Source organism: Streptomyces sp. NPDC045701, from assembly GCF_056432045.1.
Window position 1 is genome coordinate 108,760 of record NZ_JBWKJV010000007.1, and the last position, 22,471, is coordinate 131,230.

General features: G+C 75.4%; 18 protein-coding genes and 1 pseudogene. 14 read left to right on the forward strand and 5 right to left on the reverse strand.

Annotated elements, in window-relative coordinates:
* Nucleotides 1-161 precede the first annotated feature (161 nt).
* Complete coding sequence (locus AC07DW_RS11100; RefSeq protein ID WP_478857348.1) at nt 162-2,996, forward strand: helix-turn-helix transcriptional regulator; 2,835 nt, start codon at nt 162-164, stop codon at nt 2,994-2,996.
* 91 nt (nt 2,997-3,087) lie between these two features.
* Entirely contained in the window at nt 3,088-3,783 is a 696-nt protein-coding gene (locus AC07DW_RS11105; protein WP_478857349.1) for an ester cyclase, read from the forward strand.
* A gap of 89 nt (nt 3,784-3,872) precedes the next feature.
* Here AC07DW_RS11105 and AC07DW_RS11110 read toward each other — a convergent pair whose 3' ends face one another.
* Complete coding sequence (locus tag AC07DW_RS11110) at nt 3,873-4,931, reverse strand: glycoside hydrolase family 43 protein (protein WP_478857350.1); 1,059 nt, start codon at nt 4,929-4,931, stop codon at nt 3,873-3,875.
* 222 nt (nt 4,932-5,153) lie between these two features.
* Here AC07DW_RS11110 and AC07DW_RS11115 point away from each other — a divergent pair, with 222 nt between their 5' ends.
* Nucleotides 5,154-5,543 (forward strand): thiol-disulfide oxidoreductase DCC family protein, encoded by a 390-nt coding sequence (locus tag AC07DW_RS11115; protein WP_478857351.1) that lies wholly within the window; start codon nt 5,154-5,156, stop codon nt 5,541-5,543.
* A gap of 92 nt (nt 5,544-5,635) precedes the next feature.
* Here AC07DW_RS11115 and AC07DW_RS11120 read toward each other — a convergent pair whose 3' ends face one another.
* Nucleotides 5,636-5,866: a DUF5133 domain-containing protein gene (locus tag AC07DW_RS11120; RefSeq protein WP_478857352.1), complete on the reverse strand. Its 231-nt coding sequence runs from the start codon at nt 5,864-5,866 to the stop codon at nt 5,636-5,638.
* Between the two features lie 102 nt (nt 5,867-5,968).
* On the opposite strand from AC07DW_RS11120, the gene mmuM reads away from it, so the two are divergent.
* Both mmuM and AC07DW_RS11130 read left to right on the forward strand, forming a co-directional pair.
* Complete coding sequence (gene mmuM, locus AC07DW_RS11125; RefSeq protein WP_478857353.1) at nt 5,969-6,895, forward strand: homocysteine S-methyltransferase; 927 nt, start codon at nt 5,969-5,971, stop codon at nt 6,893-6,895.
* A gap of 164 nt (nt 6,896-7,059) precedes the next feature.
* Nucleotides 7,060-8,973 carry a DUF2264 domain-containing protein gene (locus tag AC07DW_RS11130; protein ID WP_478857354.1) on the forward strand — a complete coding sequence of 638 codons (1,914 nt, stop codon included), beginning with the start codon at nt 7,060-7,062 and terminating at the stop codon, nt 8,971-8,973.
* A gap of 49 nt (nt 8,974-9,022) precedes the next feature.
* Here AC07DW_RS11130 and AC07DW_RS11135 read toward each other — a convergent pair whose 3' ends face one another.
* The gene (locus AC07DW_RS11135) at nt 9,023-9,985 is read right to left on the reverse strand and encodes a GlxA family transcriptional regulator (RefSeq protein WP_478857355.1); all 963 of its coding nucleotides are present in this window, start codon (nt 9,983-9,985) and stop codon (nt 9,023-9,025) included.
* A 70-nt stretch (nt 9,986-10,055) separates the two neighbouring features.
* Here AC07DW_RS11135 and AC07DW_RS11140 point away from each other — a divergent pair, with 70 nt between their 5' ends.
* The 9 genes and pseudogenes from AC07DW_RS11140 to AC07DW_RS11180 all read left to right on the forward strand — a co-directional run bounded on the left by AC07DW_RS11140 (nt 10,056) and on the right by AC07DW_RS11180 (nt 19,190).
* The gene (locus AC07DW_RS11140) at nt 10,056-11,009 is read left to right on the forward strand and encodes an NADP-dependent oxidoreductase (protein WP_478857356.1); all 954 of its coding nucleotides are present in this window, start codon (nt 10,056-10,058) and stop codon (nt 11,007-11,009) included.
* Between the two features lie 73 nt (nt 11,010-11,082).
* A complete protein-coding gene (locus AC07DW_RS11145; protein ID WP_478857357.1) occupies nt 11,083-12,339 on the forward strand; it encodes an ABC transporter substrate-binding protein in 1,257 nt (418 codons plus the stop codon).
* A 345-nt stretch (nt 12,340-12,684) separates the two neighbouring features.
* Nucleotides 12,685-13,425, forward strand: coding sequence for a Clp protease N-terminal domain-containing protein (locus tag AC07DW_RS11150; protein ID WP_478857358.1), 741 nt, complete (start codon nt 12,685-12,687; stop codon nt 13,423-13,425).
* Nucleotides 13,426-13,681: 256 nt separating this feature from the next.
* Nucleotides 13,682-14,716 (forward strand): PucR family transcriptional regulator, encoded by a 1,035-nt coding sequence (locus tag AC07DW_RS11155; RefSeq protein ID WP_478857359.1) that lies wholly within the window; start codon nt 13,682-13,684, stop codon nt 14,714-14,716.
* Nucleotides 14,717-14,814: 98 nt separating this feature from the next.
* Complete coding sequence (locus tag AC07DW_RS11160) at nt 14,815-15,525, forward strand: (Fe-S)-binding protein (protein ID WP_478857360.1); 711 nt, start codon at nt 14,815-14,817, stop codon at nt 15,523-15,525.
* The gene (locus tag AC07DW_RS11165; RefSeq protein WP_478857361.1) at nt 15,522-16,940 is read left to right on the forward strand and encodes a lactate utilization protein B; all 1,419 of its coding nucleotides are present in this window, start codon (nt 15,522-15,524) and stop codon (nt 16,938-16,940) included. The genes AC07DW_RS11160 and AC07DW_RS11165 overlap by 4 nt, the downstream gene beginning before the upstream one ends.
* Entirely contained in the window at nt 16,937-17,575 is a 639-nt protein-coding gene (locus AC07DW_RS11170) for a LutC/YkgG family protein (protein WP_478857362.1), read from the forward strand. The genes AC07DW_RS11165 and AC07DW_RS11170 overlap by 4 nt, the downstream gene beginning before the upstream one ends.
* Nucleotides 17,576-17,917: 342 nt before the next feature.
* Nucleotides 17,918-18,193: pseudogene (locus AC07DW_RS11175) on the forward strand (Crp/Fnr family transcriptional regulator); the annotation flags it as partial.
* 289 nt (nt 18,194-18,482) lie between these two features.
* A complete protein-coding gene (locus AC07DW_RS11180) occupies nt 18,483-19,190 on the forward strand; it encodes a helix-turn-helix domain-containing protein (RefSeq protein ID WP_478857363.1) in 708 nt (235 codons plus the stop codon).
* On the opposite strand, the gene AC07DW_RS11185 is transcribed toward AC07DW_RS11180, so the two are convergent.
* A complete protein-coding gene (locus AC07DW_RS11185) occupies nt 19,177-21,630 on the reverse strand; it encodes a glycoside hydrolase family 65 protein (RefSeq protein ID WP_478857364.1) in 2,454 nt (817 codons plus the stop codon). The genes AC07DW_RS11180 and AC07DW_RS11185 overlap by 14 nt on opposite strands.
* On the reverse strand, nt 21,627-22,379 hold the full coding sequence (locus AC07DW_RS11190; protein ID WP_478857365.1) for an HAD family hydrolase: 753 nt from the start codon (nt 22,377-22,379) through the stop codon (nt 21,627-21,629). Before AC07DW_RS11190 ends, AC07DW_RS11185 begins: the two co-directional genes overlap by 4 nt.
* Nucleotides 22,380-22,471 lie beyond the last annotated feature (92 nt).

A 22,471-nucleotide genomic window follows, 5' to 3' on the forward strand; every position in this document is an offset into this window, starting at 1 on the left:
GTGGCAATTCGCCGCGGGCACGCCCGCTTGTGTGTTCGTCCACATACCGGACAGGGCACCTGGACTCCCGTGGCCGAGTTCGTATGCTGCGCTCGCGAGACAGATCACGGACAGGGGGTTCGTGGGCAGGGGGTCCGCGCGCCGGAGGGTGGTGGTCGCAGGTGAGGTCGACGCCGTACCCCTCCGCGCCGTACGTCCCTGGGCAGGGCGACCGGGCCGCGCCCGTCGGGCGTGCCGAACTGCTGGCCCGGCTCGAACGCGTCCTGTTCGGCCGGGGGCGCGCCCTGCTCACCGGGCCCCCCGGCGTCGGCAAGACGGAGGTCGCCCAGGCGGCCGCCGACCAGGCCACGGCGCGCGGCGAGACGGTGGTGTGGCTCGCCCCGCAGCCCGCCGACCACGACATGCCCGGCGCCGCGGCGGCCGCGCTGATCGCCTCGGTGCCCGCCTTCGCGCTGGACGGCCTGCCGGGTCCGCAGCGGGACGCCCTGGCGGTGCTCTGCCGGGAGGCCGCCGCGCTGGAGAGCGGCTGGGACCCCATCGCGCTGCGGCTGGCCGTCGCCGGTGTCCTGCGGAGCCTGGCCGAGCGGTCCCCCGTGCTGCTGGTCGTCGACGACGCCCAGCGCATCGACGCCGACAGCGCGGACCTGCTCCGCTTCGCCCTGCACCTCGCGCCGCCCGCGCTGCGGGTCGTCGCCGTCGAGACACCGGCCCCCTACGCCGCGGGCGGGGCCGACAGCGGCGGCGCGCCCATGCCGCTGTGGGTGGCCTCCGAGGCGGACGTCCTGCTGGTCCCGCCGCTCCAGGCCGACGAGATGGCCGAGCTCCTGGTCCACCACCGGCTGCCGTCCCGGCTCGCGGGGCGCATCCACCGCGCCAGCGGCGGCAACCCGCGCCTCGCGCTCGCCGTGGGCCGCTCGCTGGCCGACTCCAGGACGCCGGTGCACCACGCCGAGGCGCTGCCGCTGTCGGGACGCGCCCGGGACGTGGCGCGCCGGATGCTCGCGCCCGCCTCCGCCCCGGTACGGGCCACGCTGCTGCTGGCCGCCCTGGCGCTGCGCCCGACCACCGCGCTGCTGCGCCGCGCGGGCCGCCCGACGGCGGAGGCGGAGCTGGCCGCCGCGGAGCGCGCCGGGCTGATATCGCTCACCGAGGACGGGACGGTCGCCTTCACGGCCGGGCTGCTGCCCTCCACGCTGGTGCACGACACCTGCTGGACCGAGCGCAGCCGGGGCCACGCGGCGCTCGCCGCGGTGGCCGACGACCCGGTGGAGGCGGTACGGCACCGGGCCCTGGCCAACGACGTGCCGGACGAGGACCTGGCCGCCGAGGTCGCGGCGGCGGCCGACACGGCGCGCCGGCGCGGCAACAGCGCGCTCGCCGCCGAGCTGGCGCTGCTCGCCGCCGAGACGACGCCCGCGGGGCTGGGGCGCCGCCGGCTGGAGCGGCTGGTGGACGCCGCCGAGGAGGCGGCGCGGGCCGCCCGCGCGGACCTCGCGATGCGCGCGGCGGCGGACCTGCTGGCGCGGGACGCGACGCCCGCCGACCGGGTCCGGGTGCGGCTGGCGGTGCTGGACACGGCGGGGCAGGGCCTGACCGACCTGGACGAGATCTACGTGCACGCCATGGAGGACTCCGAGGGCGACCCGGCGCTGCGGGCGGCCGTGCAGCTGCGGCTGGCGGTGAAGTACGTCCTGGCGGACGGCGACCCCGTGCGGTCGCGGACGGCGGCGGTCGAGTCGGCGGCCCTGGCGATGTCGGTCGGCGACCGGCACACCGCCGCGCACGCGCTCACCCAGCAGGCCCGGATGGACCGGGTGCTCGGCTCGCCGGACGCGGAGCGGACCCTGGCCGAGGCGCGCGCGCTGGAGATGACGGACCGGCCGCTGGGCGTCCGCAACACGGCCCAGATCCTGACGATCCGTCACGCCCTGTTCGACGACCGGCTCGCCGAGGCCCGCGACCAGCTGTACGCGCTGCTCCCGCTGGTCGAGCGTCGCGGGCCGGTCGAGGACGCGATCGAGCTGTTCCGTACGCTCGCCGAGGTCGAGGCCCGGCGCGGCCAGTGCGCGGCGGCCCTGGCGCACGCCGGCCGGTCGCTCGCCCTGACGCTGGAGGCCGGCCTGTCCCCGGGGCCCGCCTGGTACGCGCTGGCGCTGGCCGAGACGGCGGGCGGCAGCTTCGCGCGGGCGGCCGGGTACGCGCGGCGCAGCGTCCGGGCGTCGGAGGAGGAGGGCGACCACGTCTTCCTCTCCCGCAGCCTCTACGCGCTCGGCCGGGTCCAGCTGGTCACCGGCGACGTGGCGGGGGCCCTGGAGACGCTGCGCCGGGTACGGGACGGTGAGAGCGCCCAGTGCGCGGTCGACCCCTCCATGCTGCGCTGGCACGAGGAGCTGGCGGAGGCGCTGCTCGCGGGTGACGCCCCGGAGGAGGCGCGGGCGCTGCTCGCCGACGTCGGCCCGGTCGCGGAGCGGCTGGGGCGTACGACGGTGCTGCTGGGGTGCGACCGGGTGTACGCGCTGTGCCTGGCGGCGGGCGGGAAGACCGACGAGGCGGTCGACCTGCTCGTGGAGACGGCCGACCGGTTCGCCGGGCACGGGCTGGTCCTGGAGCAGGGGCGCTGCCTGATCGCCCTGGCACGGGTGGAGCGGCGGCGCCGCAGGCGGTCGGCCGCGCAGGCCGCGATGCAGGCCGCGGCCGCCGTCTTCGAGCGGGCGGGTGCCGTGCCGTGGCTCGGCCTGACGGCGGAGAGCCCGTCCCCGGCGGACTCCGCGGCCGCCCCGGCCGCCGGGAGCGCCCTGGCCCGGCTGACCGAGGCCGAGCTGCGGCTCGCCCGGCTCGTCGGGGAGGGGGCGAGCAACCAGGAGGCCGCCGCCCGGCTGTACCTGAGCGTGAAGACGGTGGAGGCGCGGCTGACCCGCATCTACCAGAAGCTCGACGTCCGCTCCCGCGCCCAGCTGGCGACGGCCCTCAACGGGCTCGCCGCGCCCTCGCGCTGACCCGGGGCGGACGGGCGGCGGCCGTCTGCCAGGTCCGGCCGACCGGCATAGGCTGTGAGCAGCGCAGTCGTTTCCGATGTCGGGAGGCGTCATGACATTCGTCCAGATCATCGACTGCAAGACGGACCGGGTCGAGGAGATGAACCGGCTGCTGGACAGCTGGGCCGAGGCGACCCGGGGCAGGCGGACGGCCACCCACGCGATGATGGGCCGGGACCGCTCGGACTCCACGCATGTGCTGGAGATCGTGGAGTTCCCCTCGTACGAGGAGGCGATGGAGAACTCGAAGCTGCCCGAGACCGACCGCATCTTCCGGGAGATGACGGCTCTCTGTGACGGCGAACCCACCTTCACCGATCTCGACGTCGTCCGGGACGAACAGCTCAACAAGCTGGTCGTGCGGAAGTTCGTCGACGAAGTGATCAACAGGGCCGACAGCGACGCGGCCGACGAGCTGTGCACCCCGGGCTACCGGGAGCACGACCCGTCCCAGCCGTCCTACGACATGGACCTGGAGGCCGCCAAGGCGGCGAACCGGGAGATCATGGAGGCGTTCCGGCCGACGTGCACCATCGAGGGGCTCGTCGCCGAGGGTGACACGGTGTGCCTGCGGATGTCGTTCGAGGGACGGCACGTCGCGGCGTACCAGGGCCTGGAGGCCACCGGCCGGGAGGTGACCGGCACCGGTCACGCGACCTTCCGCTGCGAGGGCGGCAGGATCGCGGAGAGCTGGTGGAACGTGGACGACATGGGTCTGATGCGGCAGCTGGGCGTCGTACCGGAGTAGGGCCGGGAAGGCCGGTGCCGGACGGCGCCGGCGTGCTGCGTGCACGGGGTGCGCCCGCCCCGGCGGGATGTCGGCGCGGGCGCGCCCGGTCATGCGCCGGATCCGGGGCCGTCCGCGACCGGTACACCGAAGTCCGGGGTGCCGTCCGGCTTCCAGCCGAGCCGCTGGATACGGGTGTGGCGGTTGGGGTCGTTCAGCGGGTCGCCGCTGATCTCCTTGTACGGGCGGGCGTGGTAGACGAGGACGTCGGTGCGGCCGTCCTCGGCGACGGTGAAGCAGTTGTGCCCGGGGCCGTACTGACGGGTGGTGTCGTCGCTGGCGAAGACCGGCCGGGGCGACTTGGTCCAGGAGCGCGGGTCCATCAGGTCACTGGTGGCGTCGGCGGTGAGCAGGCCCATGCAGTAGTTGCTGTCGGTGGCGCTCGCGGAGTACGTCATGAAGACGCGGCCGCCGCGCCGGATGAACGAGGCGCCCTCGTTCACCTTGAAGCCGACGCACTCCCAGTCGTACTCGGGTGTGGTGAGGCGGACCTGGGGGCCGGTGAGCGTCCAGGGGCCGGCCATCCGGGAGAGGAAGACGGCGGTGTTGTTGTCCGTGCCGGGCTCGTGCTGCGCCCAGGCGAGGTAGCGGGAGCCGCGGTGGGTGAAGGTGGTGGCGTCGAGCGAGAAGGTGTCCCAGGCGGTGACGATCCGCCCCTTCTCGGTCCAGGTTCCCTTGAAGGGGTCCTCGCCTGCGTTCTCCAGCACCCACATGCGGATCTTCCATATGTCGTCCGCGGGGGCGGCGGCGAAGTAGATGTACCACTTCCCGTCGATGTGGTGGATCTCCGGCGCCCAGATGTGGGCGCCCATGTCACCGCTGTCGTGCTTCCGCCAGACGACCGCCTCCTCGGCGGTCGCCAGTCCGCGGAGCGTGCGGGAGCGGCGCAGGATGATGCGGTCGTACTCGGGGGCGGTGGCGGTGAAGTAGTAGGTGCGGTCGGTGTGGCGGTGGATGTGCGGGTCGGCGCGGTTGCGCACGAGGGGATTGCTGTACGCGCGCTGTGCGGGGGCGGCGCTCGCGACCCCCGGCACGGCGCCGAGCGCGCCTGCGGCCAGGGCCCCCTGGAGGAGCAGTCGGCGGGTGGGGTATGTCGGGTCGTGGCTCATGCGGGTGTCTGCCCTTCCGTCCCGGTGCCGGGTGGTCCAACGGCCGCCTACCGGCCGCCCGTTCGGCATCCCGAACGTCATCTGCGATACCGAACGGCGAAACGGTAAGGGCGTGGCACGGGAAGGTCAACGGGTCGCGCGCGATACGCGCGGCCGCCGTGCCGCGGGGTGGCGGCCGGGACGCCGGGGCTGTGCCACCGGCGGGTTCGGCATCATGGACGGATGCGGACTCGACCTGTGCTCGTCTACGACGGTGACTGCGGCTTCTGCACGGCCTGCGTGAGGTTCGTCGAACACCGGCTGCGCCCCGACTGCGTCGTCGTGCCGCGGCAGCGGGCGGACCTGGCCTCGCTGGGGGTGACAGCCGAGCGGGCCGGCCACGAGGCGCTGTGGGTGACCCCGCTCGGCGCGGTGTACGGCGGCGCCCGAGCGGTGGCGAAGATCCTGCTGCGCTCGGGCCGGGGCTGGGCACCGCTGGGGGCGCTCCTTCTGGTGCCGCCGGTGCGGTGGGCCGCCCACGCCGTGTACCGGCTGGTCGCGGACAACCGCCGGTGGCTGCCCGGCGGTACGGGCGCGTGCGCCGCCCCCGCGCGGCGCCCGGACGGCAGCTGAGCGCCACTCCCGGCGCCACCCGCCGACCGCCCGCGCGTGCGGGGCGAGCCCGGCACGGTCCGGGCGCGACGGGCGCCCGGGCGGGCGCGAGGTCAGGACATCGTCAGCAGCGAGTCGTCCTCCGGGCGGGCGCCGGGAAGGCGGTGGCGGGCGGCGACCAGGGCGGTGTCGACGTCCCCGGTGCCCGTGGCGACGCACAGGGTGCGGGCGATCTCGGCCATGCGCCCCCGGACCTCGGGGCCACCCGCCTCGGCATGCAGCAGCTTGAGGGTGTCGTACTGCTCGACCAGGTTGTTCAGGACGGCGGGGTGAGCCATCAGCACGGCCGGTCTCCTTCCTGACGCCAAGCGCCGGTTGTCCGCGTGGAGCCCTGCTACCCGGTGATCCGTTCCGCATGCCCCGGCGTCCTGGGCTAGCTTCACCCCATGACCAGCGCCGCAGCCCCCGTGTTCGCCGAGACGCTGACGTCCTCGGCCTCCCCCGTCGTCCTCGACGGCGGGCTGTCCAACCAGCTGGAGACCGCCGGGCACGACCTGGGCGACGGCCTGTGGTCGGCACGGCTGCTCGCCGACCGGCCCGAGGCGATCGTGGCCGCGCACCTCGCCTACTACCAGGCCGGCGCGAGCGTGGCGACGACGGCGACCTACCAGGCCACCTTCGAGGGCTTCGCCCGCCGAGGCATCGGGCACGACCGGGCGGCCGGACTCCTCGCCCTCGGCGTGGAGCTGGCACGGGAGGCCGCCCGGCGCGCCGAGGCGAAGGCGCCGGGACGACCGCTGTGGGTGGCCGCCTCCGCCGGACCGTACGGCGCGATGCTCGCCGACGGTTCGGAGTACCGGGGCCGCTACGGGCTGACCGTCGCCGAACTGGAACGGTTCCACCGCCCGCGGCTGGAGGTCCTGGCCGCCGCCCGCCCGGACGCCCTGGCGCTGGAGACTGTGCCGGACGCGGACGAGGGCCGGGCCCTGGTGCGCGCGGTGCGCGGGCTGGGCGTACCGGCGTGGCTGTCGTACAGCGTCTCCGGCGACCGGACGCGCGCGGGCCAGCCGCTGGAGGAGGCCTTCGCGGTCGCCGCCGGGTCGGAGGAGATCGTCGCAGTCGGGGTGAACTGCTGCACGCCCGAGGACGCCGGTCACGCGGTCGCGGTGGCGGCGCGCGTCACGGGCAAGCCGGTGGTGGTGTACCCGAACAGCGGGGAGCGGTGGGATGCCGGAGCCCGTGCCTGGCGGGGCCGTTCGACGTTCTCGGCCGGGCGCGTCGCCGACTGGCGGCAGGCCGGCGCACGGCTGATCGGCGGCTGTTGCCGGGTCGGACCGGACGCGATCGCCGAACTCGCCGCGAGCACCGGCTGATCGTTCGATCGTTTGACCGGGTCCCCGTCGGCCGATCACCATGCCCGGGAGCCGCTCCGCCCCGCGGAACGCCCCGTCACCAGGTGCCGCCGCCGGTGGGCAAGCCGGGAGCGGGGGCGGCGGTTCCGCCCTCCCGTGCGACGTGAAAGGCCGGTGCGCCCCGCATGAGCGAGTACCTGCGACTGCCGCCCGACGACCGGGTGGCGAGCCCGTGCACCGGGTTCACCCGCGCCCACTGGGAGGCGGCGGCCGACGGCCTGGTGCGGGCCGCCTGGCGCTGGGCGACGCCCGGGGGCGCGCTGCTGGACCTGCCGGGGCGGCCGTCCGTCTCGGGGGTCCGCTCCGACGGGCTGGAGGGGGTCGCGCGGACGTTCCTCGCCGCCGCGTTCCGGGTCGCGGGCGCCGGCGGGGCGGACCCGTACGGGCTGCTCGGCCGGTACGCGGACGGGCTGGCCGCCGGGACGCGTACGCCGGGCCGCGAGGACGCCGAGTCGTGGCCGGCCGTCCGCGACCACCACGCCGGGGGCCAGCCGATGGTCGAGTCGGCGTCCGTGGCGCTGGGGCTGCGGCTGACCCGCCCCTGGCTGTGGGACCGCCTCGACGGCGGCGTGCGGGACCGGGCCGAGCAGTGGCTGCGGGGCGCGCTGCGGCACACCCCCGCCCCGAACAACTGGTACCTCTTCCCGCTCACCGTCGCCGGGTTCCTGGAGTCCGTGGGGCGCGGCGACACCGAGACGGCACGGGCGATCGGGCGGGGCCTGGAGCTGCTGGAGGGCTGGTACCAGGGCGACGGCTGGTACGCGGACGGCGACGGCCGGGCGTTCGACCACTACAACGGCTGGGCCCTGCACCTCTACCCGCTGATGCACGCCCACCTCGCGGGCGACCGTGCCCTCCTGGGCGCGTACGGGCCCCGGCTGCGCGAGCACCTGGAGGGGTACGCGCTGCTGTTCGGCGGCGACGGGGCGCCGGTGCACTTCGGGCGGTCGCTGACGTACCGGTTCGCGGCCGGTGCCGCGGTGGGGCTCGGCGCGCTGACCGGTCACACCCCGCTGGCGCCCGGGGTCTCGCGGCGGCTGCTGAGCGGCTGCCTGCGGTACTTCCTCGACCGGGGCGCGGTCGACGCGCGCGACGGGCTGCTGACGCCCGGCTGGCACGGTCCGCACGAAGCGACGCTCCAGTCGTACTCGGGCCCCGCCTCGCCCTACTGGGCCTCGAAGGCGTTCGTGGCGCTGCTCGTCCCGGCGGACGACCCGCTGTGGACGGTGCGGGAGGAGGAGGCGCCCGCCGAGCGCGGCGACCGGGTGCGGGCGCTGCCCGCGCCGGGGCTGCTGGTCCAGACGACCGGCGCGGACGGCGTCGCCCGGCTGCACAACCACGGCAGCGACGCCGTGCCGCCGTTCGCCGGGGACACCGCCGGGGGGCACGACGTGCTGTACGGGCGGCTCGCCTACTCCACCCGTACCGGGCCGACCTCCGCGGCCAACCCGCCCGACAACCACCTGGCCGTCGAGGTCGGCGGGGTGGCGTCGGTGCGCTGCCGGATCCGGCCGCTGGGCGCGGGGCACGGGGACGGCTGGGGCTGGGCCGCGTCCTGGCACCGGCCGGTGTTCCCGGCCGGGCCGCCGACGGTGCCGGGGCTGCGGGTGCAGAGCGTGACGGTGGCCCGCGGCCGGTACGAGCTGCGGGTGCACCGCCTGCTGGGCCTGGAGCGCGGGGCGCGGGTGCGCCTGTCGGGGTGGGCGACCGGCCCGGACGAGCCGCTCACCTCGCAGCTGCTCGGGCTGTACGGGTGGGAGGCGGCGGACGCCGAGGAACTGCGCGCCCCTCAGGGCACGGCGTTCACCCGCTGGGCGGTGCTCCCCCGGCTGACCGCCGTGCCGCCCGCCGCGGGCGGCACGGCCGTGCTGGTGGCGCTGGCGTCCCTGACGGCGGCCCCGGACGCGGCGCCGCTCGCGGGCGCGGCGGCCGTGGAGCGGGCGGACGGCGAGCTGGTCGAGGTGCGGTGGGCGGACGGCGGAACGCTCACCCGGATCGCGTTCACCCCGGCGGTGACGGTCACGCGGGTGTCCGGGTGACCGTCACGCGGGTGTCCGGGTGACCGTCACGCGGGTGTCCGGGTGACCGTCACGCGGGTGTCCGGGTGAGGGTCCGGTCGGCGGCCTGGAAGGTGCGGCGGTAGGCCAGGGGGGAGACGCCGATCGCGGCGTGCAGGTGCTGTCGCAGGGAGGTGGCCGTCGCGAAGCCGACCTCGCCCGCGATGCGGTCCACCGGCAGGTCGGTGGACTCCAGCAGGTGCCGGGCCCGGGCGACGCGCTGCTGGATGAGCCACCGGCCGGGGCTCGTGCCCACCTCCTCGCCGAACCGGCGGGCGAAGGTGCGGCTGCTCATGCGGGCGTGCCGCGCGAGGTCGGCGAGCGTGAGCGGCAGGTGCAGGTTCTCCAGTGCCCAGTGCCGGGTGGCGCCCGTCCCGTTGTCCGACGTCTCGGGCACCGGCTGCTCGATGTACTGGGCCTGGCCGCCGTCCCGCCAGGGCGGCACCACGCACCTGCGCGCCACCTGGTTGGCCACCTCGCTGCCGTGGTCCTCGCGCACGATGTGCAGGCAGACGTCCACACCCGATCCGGCACCGGCGGAGGTCAGGACGTCGCCGGTGTCGACGAAGAGGACATCGGGGTCGAGCGTCACGTGCGGGAAGAGCTCGCGGAAGAGCGGCACCAGCGACCAGTGCGTGGTGGCGGTGCGGCCGTCCAGCAGGCCCGCCGCCGCCAGCAGGAAGGCGCCCGTGCAGATGGAGACGGTGCGGGTCCCCGGGCGGATCAGGGTGAGCGCGTCGGCGACCGGTCGGGGCAGGTCGGCGGTGGCGAGCCCGATGTCGAAGGGCGGGATGACCACGGTGTCGGCGGTGGCCAGCGCCTCGGGGCCGTGCTCGACGGCGATCGAGAAGTCGGAGCCGGTACGCACCGGCCGGCCGTCGGCGGAGCAGGTGAGCACCTCGTACCGGCCGTCGGCGGAGCCGAAGACCCGGTTGGGGATGCCCAGTTCGAAGGGATAGACGCCGTCGAGGGCGAGGACGACCACACGATGCATGGCACGATCCTATCGGATGTTGGCCATCTTGCCATTTCTCCCGCGGGCCACCCCCGGCACAGTGGAACGCATGACGAACACGACAACGATGCGCGCGATCAGCCAGGACGTCCTCGGCGGCCCCGAGGTCCTCAAGGAGGTCGAACTGCGGCGCCCCGAGCCGGGCCCGAGCCACATCCTGGTCCGCGTCCACGCGGCGGGGGTCAACCCGACCGACTGGAAGCACCGCGGCGGCCGGATGTTCCTGGGCGATCCGCCGTACGTCCTGGGCTGGGACGTCTCCGGAACGGTGGAGGCGGTCGGCATGGGCGTCACTCTGTTCAAGCCCGGCGACGAGGTCTTCGGGATGCTGCCCTACCCGCACGGCGCCGGTTCCCACGCCGAGTACGTCACCGGCCCGGCGCGCGCCTTCGCCCGCAAGCCGGCCGGCATCGACCACGTCCAGGCCGGCGCCCTGCCGCTGGCCGCGCTGACCGCTCATCAGGCCCTGGTCGACACCGCCCGCGTCGAGGCCGGGCAGCGCGTGCTGATCCACGCGGCGGCCGGCGGCGTGGGACACCTGGCGGTCCAGATCGCCAAGGCACGCGGGGCGTACGTGATCGGCACGGCCAGCGCGGGCAAGCACGCGTTCCTCCGCGATCTGGGCGCCGACGAGCTGATCGACTACCGCGAGCAGGACTTCGCCGAGCAGGTCGCCGACGTCGACGTCGTCCTCGACACCATCGGCGACGACGATTACCGCACGCGCTCGCTGCGCACGCTCCGCCGGGGCGGCCTGCTGGTGTCCATCCTCCCGATGGGCGGCGAGGAGCTGGCCGCCCGGGCACGCGAGCACGGCGTACGCACCGAGCTGCTGCTCGTCGAGGCGGACCACGCGGGCATGAACGCGATCGCCCGGCTCGTGGAGGAGGGCCGGCTCCGCGCGGCGATCGCGGGCACCTTCCCGCTCGCGGAGGCCGCCAGGGCGCACGAGCTGGGCGAGACCGGCCGGACGGCCGGCAAGCTGGTCCTCACCGTCGCCTGACGCCGGACGGGCCGAGGGATGCCGGGCGGCGCCTCACGCGTGACACCTGGCGCGCTGAGGCGTTGTCCGGGGCATGGAGCAGACGAACGGTGAGGACGAACGGTCGACGACGGCGGGCGCGCCCGCCACGGGCGCGCCGCCCGCGCGGGTGCCGACCGTGGGCGTGGTCGTCGCGCGCACGGGCCGGCTGGCGGGGCTGGGGGATCCGCTGGCCTACGTCATGGACCTGCTGGCGCCGGTACTGCGCGGGCGGCTGCGCCTGGTGGGCCGGGACAGCCGGTCCACCGCCGAGGGCGCCCGGCGGGCCGTGCGGGAGCTGGTGGAGGTGGAGGGGGCGCGGATCGTGCTGACGCTGGCGGGCACGGAGGTGCTGCCGGCGGTGGCCGACGCGTGCGAGGAGGCCGGCGTCCCGTGCCTGTCGAGCACCTTCCCCTGGCAGGTGTACTACTACGGCGGCGCGCGGCGGCGCTGGACCTACCACTTCTGCTGGGGGCTCGACGACATCGCCGAGACGTTCGCCGACCTGTGGGAGGCGGTCGGCGGTACGGAGCGGACGGTGGGCTGCCTGTGGAACGACGGCCCGCAGGGCACCTGGTCGCGCCATGGGACGCACGGTTTCCTGCCGGCGGCACGCGCGCGTGGCCACCGCCTGGTGGACCCGGCCGGTTACCGGGAGCCGGCCACCGGCCTGGGCGGGCATGTGACGGCGTTCCAGGAGGCCGGCGCGGACGTCGTCACGAGCGCGGCGACCGGCGCGGATCTTGGGGTGTTCCGCCGGGAGGCGGCGGCGCGGGGGCTGCGGCCCCGGCTGATCACCTGCTCGCGGTGGCTGGCCTATCCGCCCTCGACGACCGGGTCGGCGGATGCCGGGGCCGGGGTGGCGGCCACGGGAGCCGAGGAGCCGCCCCAGGCGAACGTCGCGACGCTCGTGTACTGGACCCCGGCCCACCCGTACCGCTCGTCCCTCGACGGCACGACCGCCGCCGAGCTGGCCGAGGGGTACGAGCGGGCCACGGGCAACCAGTGGCTCCAGCCGCTGGGCCTGGCGTACGCCCTGGTCGAAGTGGCCGCGCACGCCCTGGCCACGGCCGGCGACCCGACCGACCCCGCCTCCGTGGCGGCCGCGCTCGGGGCGACCCGGCTGGAGACCGTCGCGGGCCCGCTGGACTGGACGTCCGGCCCCGTGCCGCACATCGCCACGGTGCGGCTGGCCGGCGGGCAGTGGCAGCGGGGCCGTCGGCACCCGTACGAGCTGGTGGTCGTCGACGCCCGCGGCCTGGACGGGCTGCCGGCCGGCGGCGAACTGCTGCCGCCGGATCCGCTCCGGTAGGCGACGGGGCCCGGAGCCAGGGGGTGTCCTGCCGATCTTGCCGGGCTCACTGATCCGGCCTGACACCCCCATCTGTGGGCCGGGGCCCCTCCCCGGCGCCGCCAGCCGGATGACGTTGCAGGACATGGGTTCCAGCACGGCGCTCAGGACGCCGCCCGCGAGAGTGGTCGTCGATCATGACCCGCCACCCCGAACGGGACCGTAGGTTCGGCCGCGGTCGGCGTCAATGGCGAGCGGGCGGGCGCCCAAGTCGACGACACGCGTCCGGAGTCGCGAAGGGCCCGGCGACGTCCCGTGTGTCAACTCGGGGTTGACGCGAGGGCAATGTCAACCTACGGTTGACACATGACGAAACCGGTCGGCATGACGCACACAGTCCGCCTCGACGACCTCATCGAGGCCATCAAGAAGGCCCACACCGACGCGCTCGACCAGCTCTCCGACGCCGTGATCGCCGCGGACCACCTCGGCGAACTGGCCGACCACCTGATCGGCCACTTCGTGGACCAGGCCAGGCGGTCGGGCGCCTCCTGGACCGACATCGGCAGGAGCATGGGCGTCACCAGGCAGGCCGCCCAGAAGCGCTTCGTACCGAAGGCCGGCGAGTCCTCGGACCTCGATCCCGCCCAGGGCTTCGGCCGCTTCACCCCGCGCGCCCGCAACGTCGTGATGGCCGCGCAGAACGAGGCCCGCGCGGCGGAGAACGACGAGATCCGCACCGAGCACCTGGTGCTGGGACTGCTGCACGAACCGGAGGGGATCGCGGCGAAGGCCATCACCGCGCAGGGAGTGCTCCTGGACACGGTCCGGCAGGAGGCCGCCGCCGCGCTGCCGCCGAAGGCGGACGCCGCCCCCGACCTCGTCCCCTTCGACGCCCGGGCGAAGAAGGTGCTGGAGCTGACCTTCCGCGAGGCCCTGCGCCTGGGCCACAACTACGTCGGCACGGAGCACCTCCTGCTCGCCCTGCTGGAGTTCGAGGACGGCGAGGGGATCCTCACCGGCCTCGGCATCACCAAGGCGGCCACCGAGACCGAGGTGGCCACCGCGCTGGCGGCGGTGGCCGGCACGGGGTCCGGCGGCGGTTGAGACGCCGGCCCGTCCGCCGCCCGGAGAGGGGCTCCCGCCCCGGTGGTTCGCCGGTCAGGGCCCCTCACGGGTCGCGGTGCCGTCCGCCTCGTCCGGTTCCGCGAGGACCCGGCGGGCCACCGCGAAGGCGGCGTCGGCCGCCGGGACGCCGCAGTCGCGGCGGCCTGGAGCAGGGCGGCGCCGATCTCGTCCGGGGTCGGGCCGTCGCGGCGGGCGGCCCCCACGGCGGCCCCCGGCCGGCGCCTATGCTCCTGCCATGGAGGCACTCGCCGTACGGCTGTCGGGACTGGACGCGCTCGCCGAGGGGGCCATCCGGGTGATCACGTTCTACGACACGCTCATGCGCCGGCGGGTGGATCTTCCGGCGCTCGCCCGGGCGTCGGCGGGCCTGGCCGAGTGCGTGACCGGGATCCGGCTGCACGGCACGGGCCGGACGATCCGCGTGTCCCCCGACGGTACGGACGCGACCACCCCGCCGTCCCCCGCGTCCACCACCACCCCGATCACCCTCGACGAGGAGGAGATCGGCACCGTGTGGCTGGAGCGGCCCGGGCCGGCCGTCCCGCTCGACGACGTGCTGCTGGAGCGGCTCGCCATCGCCGCGGCCGGGGTCGTCGAGCGGTACGGCCCGGCCCGCACCACCATGGCCGACCCGGCCCTGGTCGAGCTGGTGGTCGGCTGCGACAGCGACGAGGCGGCCAGGGCCCGCGCGCTGCGGCTCCTGGGGTTCGCCGCCGGCCTGCCCGTCCGCGTCGTCGCCGTACGCTCACGGCTTCCGCTCGACCGGGTCGGCGGCCTGCTCTGCCCGGACCGCCCGGTGAAGGCGGCGCTCCTCGCCGACGTGGGCGTCGTCCTGGCGACCACCGTGGACGCGGCGCGGCTCCCGGCCGGCGTACGGGCGGGCATCGGCGCCGCGGAGAGCCCCGACCGGGCCTGGCGGGAGGCCCGTGCCGCGCTGCGCTTCACCACCGCGCGCCGGCCGGTCGTCCGCTACGACACGCTGGGGGCCCTCGCCCTGCTCGCCCAGGTGCCCGACGCGGCCCTGCGGGACAACACCGATGTGGCGGCGGTCGCCCGGATCGCGGGCAGCCCCGAGGACCTCGACACCCTGGACGCCTACTGCGCCACCGGCTCGCTGCGCCGGGCCGCCGACCTGCTCCACCTGCACCACAGCAGCGTGGCCCGCCGGCTCGACCAGATCGCCAGAACCCTGGGCATCGAGCTGACCGAACCCGCGGGACTGACCCGCGCCTCCCTCGCCCTCACCGCGTGGCGACTCCTCGGCGACTGAGCCGTCCCTCCCCCGCACGGGCGGGTGCCGCCACACCTACGCTGGGACGCGGACGCCCCGTGTCCCCGGCGGGCGCCCCGGAGGAAGGAGCCGCCTCGATGCGCGTCGCGCTGTTCGTCACCTGCGTCAACGACGCGGTGTATCCCGCGACCGGGATCGCCACGGTGAGACTCCTCGAACGCCTGGGCGTCGAGGTGGACTTCCCCGCGGCCCAGACGTGCTGCGGTCAGCCGCAGTTCAACACCGGCTACCGCCGGGAGGCCGAGGTCCTGGTCCGTCGCACGGCACGGGCCTTCGAGGGGTACGAGTACGTCGTCACCCCCTCCGGTTCGTGCGCGGCCATGGTGCGCGACCACTACGGCCGGCTGGGCGGGGCGGGGCTCGGGCCCAGGACGTACGAACTGACGGAGTTCCTGGTCGACGTGCTGGGCGTGACCGACGTGGGGGCGTACTTCCCGCACCGGGTGACGTACCACCCGTCGTGCCACGGTCTGCGGCTGCTGGGGCTCGGTGACCGGCCGCGCCGGCTGCTGGAGGCGGTGAGGGGCCTGGAGCTGGTCGAGCTGCCCGGCGCGGAGGAGTGCTGCGGCTTCGGCGGCACGTTCGCGGTGAAGAACCCGGCGGTGTCGGTGGCGATGGGTCGTGACAAGGCGCGTGCCGCGGTGGGGACGGGGGCCGAGGTGCTGTGCGGGGCGGACAACTCGTGTCTGATGCACATCGGCGGCGTCCTGCGGCGCGAGGGCGAACGGCTGCGGCCGGTGCACATCGCCGAGATCCTGGCCGGTACGGGGGAGGAACCGCCGCGATGAGTGGGACGTTCCTGGGCATGCCCGCCTTCCCGGAGGCCGCCGCGCGGGCGGTGGCCGACCCGGGCCTGCGGGCGAACCTGCGCCACGCCACGCACACGATCCGCGACAAGCGGGCGCGGGCGGTGGCGGAGCTGGACGACTGGGCGCAGCTACGGGAGGCGGGCAGGCGGATCAAGGACCGGACGCTGCGCCGGCTGGACACCCACCTGCTGCGGCTGGAGGAGGCCGTCACGGCGGCGGGCGGCACGGTCCACTGGGCGGAGGACGCCGCCGAGGCCAACCGGATCGTGACCGGGCTGGTGCGGGCGACCGGCGAGCGGGAGGTCGTCAAGGTCAAGTCGATGACCACGCAGGAGATCGGCCTGAACGAGGCCCTGGAGGCCGAGGGCATCGCCGCGTACGAGACGGACCTGGCCGAGCTGATCGTCCAGCTGGGCGAGGACCGGCCCTCGCACATCCTCGTCCCGGCGATCCACCGCAACCGCGGGGAGATCCGGGACGTGTTCCGCGACCGGATGGCCGACTGGGGGCGGCCGGCGCCGGACGGCCTGACCGACGCGCCCACCGATCTGGCCGAGGCGGCCCGGCTGCACCTGCGGGAGAAGTTCCTGCGGGCGAAGGTGGGCGTCTCGGGGGCGAACTTCATGGTCGCGGAGACCGGCACACTGATCGTGGTCGAGTCCGAGGGGAACGGGCGGATGTGCCTGACCCTGCCGGAGACGCTGATCTCGGTGGTCGGGATCGAGAAGGTGGTGCCCACCTGGCGCGACCTGGAGGTGTTCCTGCAGACGCTGCCCCGCTCGTCGACGGCGGAGCGGATGAACCCGTACACCAGCATGTGGACCGGGACGGCGGACGCCGACGGGCCCACCGCGTTCCACCTGGTCCTGCTGGACAACGGACGCACCGCCGCGCTCGCCGACGAGGTGGGCCGCCAGGCGCTGCGCTGCATCCGCTGCTCGGCGTGCCTCAACGTCTGCCCGGTGTACGAGCGGGCCGGCGGGCACGCCTACGGTTCGGTCTACCCGGGGCCGATCGGCGCGATCCTGACCCCGCAACTGCGCGGCACGGCGAGCGACGTCGACGCCTCCCTGCCGTACGCGTCGTCGCTGTGCGGGGCGTGCTACGAGGTGTGCCCGGTCGCGATCGACATCCCCGAGGTGCTGGTCCACCTGCGCGGCCGGGTCGCCGGGCGGGGCGGCCGGGGTCACCGCCTGGAGCGGGCGGCCGTCCGGGCCGCCACCTGGCTGCTGGACCATCCCAACGCCCTCGCGGCGGGTGAGCGCGTCGCTTCCGCGTCCCGCGGGGTGCTCCCGTCCCGCCCGCCGGGCGCCGGGGCGTGGACCGACGGCCGTGACCTGCCCGAGCTGCCGGAGCGGTCGTTCCGCGACTGGTGGAGGGAGAACCGCGCATGAGCGCCCGCGAGCGGATCCTCGCCCGTGTCCGCGCGGCCGTCGCCGGCGCGCCGGACGCGCCCGAGCCGGTCCGGGACTACCGCGCGAGCCACTCCCCCGAGGACCCTGCCGCCCTGCTGGACCTGCTGCACCGCAACCTGGCCGAGTACCGGGCCCACGTCCACCGTGCGGGCGAGGCGGAACTGCCGTCGCTGATCGCCCGGTTGCTGGCCGGGCGCGGGGCCGCCTCCGTCGCCGTGCCGCCCGGCCTGCCGGCGGCGTGGCTGTCGGCGACGGAGGCCGAAGTGCGGCACGACACGGCGGAGCGCCCGCTGACCGCGTACGAACTCGACGCCACCGACGCCGTCGTCACCGGCTGCGCCCTGGCGATCGCCGAGACCGGGACGATCGTCCTGGACGCGACGGAGGGCCAGGGGCGGCGCGCCCTGACCCTCGTACCGGACCTGCACATCTGCGTCGTGCGCGCACCCGGGCAGGTGGTCGCCTCGCTGCCGCGGGCGCTGCCGCGGCTGGACCCGGTGCGGCCGTCGACCTGGATCTCCGGCCCGTCGGCCACCAGTGACATCGAACTCGACCGGGTGGAAGGGGTGCACGGCCCCCGGACGCTTGAGGTCGTTCTCGTCACGCCGGACTGACCGGGCGCCGGGCGGCACGGGCGGGCAACGCGGCGGCGGGGCGCCGCCATACGCAGCCGGAGTGAACGTTTCGCCGCTCCTGTACGGGTGAGCCACGGCCCGGCGACGGGGGCGCGCGGCGGCGCGGGCAACGGGGCGCGTACGTGTGCGGTGCGCTACGGCACGACACGTGCGCACGCGCGCCGATCCCCTTTCACTTCGCGTGACGGATATTCACTACGCGTGACGACGCCTGGTGGGGTCGCACGCCGGTCCGACGGCCGCCCCGCCGCACGGATCAGCGTACGAAAGGGACATCAGCCCATGGCAGTCAGGACGCGCCCCGCTTCGCCGGAACCGCAGATCCCCGCCTGGCGCGGCATTCCCATCCTGCCGTGCGGCAAGATCCCCATCACCGAGCACCACACGTCGTCGATCATCGCGATGCGCACCGGCGAGGACAACGAGGGCGTCATCGGCCTGTACCAGACCGGGCTGCCCGACGAGTACGAGCCCGGCCTCGACGTCCGCTTCATGGGTATCGACGAGAAGGCGATCATCTCCTACCTCGTCAGCACCTACTACTCGGCCGCGGTCATGGTGCCGGACGCGATCGGCATCCTCGAGAACGTCGAGGTACGCCCCCGGCTCCCGACCGGACCGACGGGGCCGGGCACGGCCGCCGCCCGGCCGACCGCGCGGACCGTCCCGTACTGGTAACCGCGCGCCACGTCCGCGCTCGCCACGGGCATCGAGGAGCCCCTCCTCACCACGTACGAGGAGGGCGGCTTCCACTACCCGCTGATCGCGGCGGACCGGGTCTGACACGTCGGACCCGTCCGGGCACGGGTGCGGAAGGGCGCCGAGGCGTACCGTGGGCAGATAGGCAGCCCCGCCGCAGCGCGCACCTGGAAGGACGGTGCCTCCCATGCCCGAGGAATCGCTGTTGGGGGGCCGTGCCGCCGATGGCCGGGCGCACGGCCCCTGCCGGGGGGACATCGGCCGGCGCGTGGCCGCGCGCCGGGAGCAGCTCGGTCTGAGCCGCGAGGAGGTGGCCGTCCGGTCGGGTTCGGCGCCCGGGTACATCCAGTATCTGGAGGAGCAGCCGGCGACGCCCGGGATCGGCTTCCTGCTGCGGCTGGCGGACGCTCTGGAGACCACCGTCGTGGAACTCACGGGCGGCACCGCCGACCTGCCCCCCGGCGCCGGCCGCGCCCCGCTCCACCCGCAGCTCGTCGACCTGGACCTGGAGGAGTGCCGCACCCTGCTGGGCACGCACGGGGTGGGACACGTGGCCGTGACGACGCGCGAGGGCCCCGCCATCCTTCCGGTGAACTATCTGGTCGCAGACGGAGAGGTCGCCTTCCGGGTGGCGCCGGACGCGTTGGCGCCGGCGGCCGGGGACGGCCGGGTGGCCTTCGAGGTGGACCACATCGACGACGCGCTGTGCCGGGGCTGGAGCGTCCTGGTCGTCGGCGCGCCGCACACGGTCACGGACCCCGACGCCGTGCGCGGCCTGGACGAGCAGGCGTACGGCACCCCGTGGGCGGCAGGCGGTGAGGGGGCCCGGTGGGTGGCCGTGACACCGGTGCGGGTCAGCGGCCGGCGCATCGAGGTGCCGTTCACCCACGCGTAGGGCCCCCGGCGGCCCCGTCGGCTCCCTGGCCGGTGCCGTCCGCCTGGTCGGCGAACCGCAGCTCGCACACCTCCCCCGGCTCGACCGCCACGGGCACGCCCCCGGCCGGCTCGACGGCGATCGGTTCGCTGCCGGAGCCGGGCACGGCGATGCGCAGGTGGCCGGGTGTCATGCGCAGCCGTACGCCCCAGTGGCCCCGGTAGCGGAGGGTGAAGTCGTATTCCGACAGCTCGGGCAGCGGCACCGGGTCGAGCCGCAGGACTCCGCCACGCGTCTCCAGGCCGGTCAGGCCACGCTGCACGAGGTCGAGGGTGCCCGCCATCGCGCCCAGGTGGATGCCCTCGCCGGTGGTGCCGCCCTGGACGTCGGCGATGTCCCCGATGAGCGCCTCCTGGCAGAACCGCCACGCCTCGGAGCGCCGGACACGCGCCAGCACCCAGCCGTGGACCAGGCCGCTGAGCGTCGAGCCGTGGCTGGTGCGGTTCAGGTAGTAGTCCACGGTCCGGTGCCAGGTCTCGTCGTCCAGGTCGTGGCCCAGGCGGCGCAGCAGCGCCCGCAGCTCGGCGGGTGAGAAGAGGTAGCCGAGCATCAGGACGTCGGCCTGCTTGGACGCCTGGTAGCGGTTGACGGAGTCGCCCTCGGCCTCCAGGATCCGGTCGAGCCGGCGGATGTCGCCGTAGCGGCGGCGCCAGCCCTCCCAGTCGAGTTCCGCGAGGTCGCCGAAGCCCTCGAACTGGCTGATGACGCCCCCGTGGAACGGGACGTGCAGCCGCCGCGAGACGTCCTCCCAGAGTTCCAGCTCGGCGTGGTCGAGCTCGGTGCGCTCGGCGAGCTCCCGGCGGCGCGGCTCGGGCAGGTCGCGCAGCAGCTCCAGGGTGCGGGAGAGCACCCAGGCGGCCGTGACGTTGGTGTACGCGTTGTCGTCGAGCCCGGGCCGGTCGGCGCCCGGGTAGGCGTCGTGGTACTCGTCGGGGCCGAGGACGCCCCTGATCCGGTAGCGGCCGAGGCCCGGGTCCCAGGCGGCGCGGCAGGCCCAGAAGCGGGCGATCTGGAGCAGCATCTCCGCGCCCTTGGTGTGCAGGAACTCGGTGTCGCCGCTGGCTTCGCAGTACTGCCACACGTTGTAGGCGATGGCCGAGCCGACGTGGTGCTGGAGGTGGGAGTGGTCCGGCAGCCAGCGTCCCGAGCGGGGGTTGAGGTGGAGCAGCTGGGTCTCCTCGCGGCCGTCGCTGCCGCTCTGCCAGGGGTACATCGCGCCGGTGCAGCCCGCGTCGCGGGCGGTGAACCGGGCCTGTTCGAGCCGCCGGTGGCGGTAGGTGAGCAGGGCCCTGGACACCTCGGGAAAGTGCAGGTTGAGGTAGGGCAGGACGAACAGCTCGTCCCAGAAGATGTGGCCGCGGTAGGCCTCGCCGTGCAGACCCCGGGCCGGGACGCCGACGTCGAGGTCGGCGGTGTGCGGGGAGAGGGTCTGCAGGACGTGGAACAGGTGCAGGCGCAGGATGCGGCCGGCCTGGTTCGGCACCTCCAGGGCGGCCCGGCGCCACAGCTGCCGCCACGCGGCGCGGTGGGACAGCAGCAGCGCGTCGAAGCCGGGGGCGCGGCGCACCCGGTCGACGGCGGCGTGCAGGGGGTCACTGATCGCCGCGTCCCGTGAGGTGTGCAGGGCGACGGTCTTGTCGACGACGACCGGGCTGCCGGGCCTGAGGGGCAGCCGCAGGCGCTGGGTGGCCCGGCGGCCGGCGTGGTGGACCGTGAGCCGGGCACCCTCGGCGCCGGTGGTGGTGGTGCGGGCGGCCATGCCGACGCGGATGTCGGAGGTGCGGGTGCGGCAGCGCAGCCACACCGTGTCGGCGGCGGCGTCACCGGTGTGCACATGGGTGAGGTGGCGGGAGGCGAGCTGCCGGTAGCGGGCCACCCCGGCGTTGGTGACGTCGCCGTCTAGTTCGGCCTCGACGTCCAGCGTGCCGGCCCAGTTCTCGGCCGTGAACTCGGTGCGCAGTGCCGCGAGGTGCGGGGACGCCATGTGGACGACCCGGGTCTGGCGCACCATGAGGCGGCGGCCGTCGTCGTCCTCGTACCGGATGAGGCGTTCCAGCGTGCCCGCCCGCAGGTCGAGCGTCTGGCGGTGGTCGGTCAGCTCGTCGCTGCCGGGTCCCAGCCAGGCGCCGGGGGTCTCGGAGTCGTCGACGCGGTAGCGCAGCGGCAGCCAGTTCGGCAGGTTGACCATGTCCTCGTTCTCGACGGTACGGCCGGCGACGTCGGAGGTGAGGCGGTTGTAGCAGCCCGCCACGTACGTGCCGGGGTAGTGGACGCCGTCGGCCGGGCACTCGGGGGCGGCGCCGCGGGTGGCGAAGTAGCCGTTGCCGAGCGTGCACAGGGATTCCCGGAGGCTCTCCTGCGCGGGGTGGTACCCCTCGTACTCCCAGGTCCAGGCCGTCACGACGGCACCCCCGCGCCGGGGGCGGCGAGCAGGTCCGCCGGGTCGCGTACGACGGTGTCGGCGCCCGCGCGGCGCAGCGCGCCCGCCGTTCCGGGGCCCGCCGCGCGGTCGACGCCGACGACCAGGCCGAAGCCGCCGCGCCGCCCGGCCTCGACGCCCGCCAGGGCGTCCTCCAGGACCGCGCAGTCGGCGGGTGGTACGCCGAGCCGGCGGGCCGCCTCCAGGAAGAGCGCGGGATCGGGCTTGCCGGGGAGCCGCAGCCGGGCCGCGTCGACGCCGTCGACGACCGTGTCGAAGAGCTCCAGGAGGTGCGCGGCGGCGAGGACCTCGCGGGCGTGCCGGGAGGCGGACACGGCGGCCAGCGGGACGCCCGCCCCGTGCAGGGCGCCCAGCAGCCGCACGGTGCCCGGGTGGGCGCGTACGCCCCGCTTCCTGATCAGTTCGGTGAACAGCCGTTCCTTCTCGGCGGCCACGGCCCGGATCTCGGCGGGGGACGGGCGCAGTCCCCGGGCGGTGAGGAAGGCCGCCGCGCCGTCGAGGCGGGACCTGCCGTCGACGTACCGGAGATAGTCCTCGGTGGCGTCGAAGGGCCTGCGGGCCGCCGGGTCCCCCAGGGTTCGCAGGTGGGCGTCGAAGGCCGCCTTCCAGGCGGTGGCGTGCGTCCGGGCCGTGTCGGTGATCACGCCGTCGGTGTCGCACACCACCGCGCGCGGGGCGTTCAGCCGGTGGGCGGGGGCCGGTGCGGTCATGGGCGGTCCTCCTGGTGGTGCTCCGGACCTCGGCGGGTTCCCGGCCACGGGCGGCGTACGCGGCGAGCCGTCACCATCCGCCCCTCGGAAAG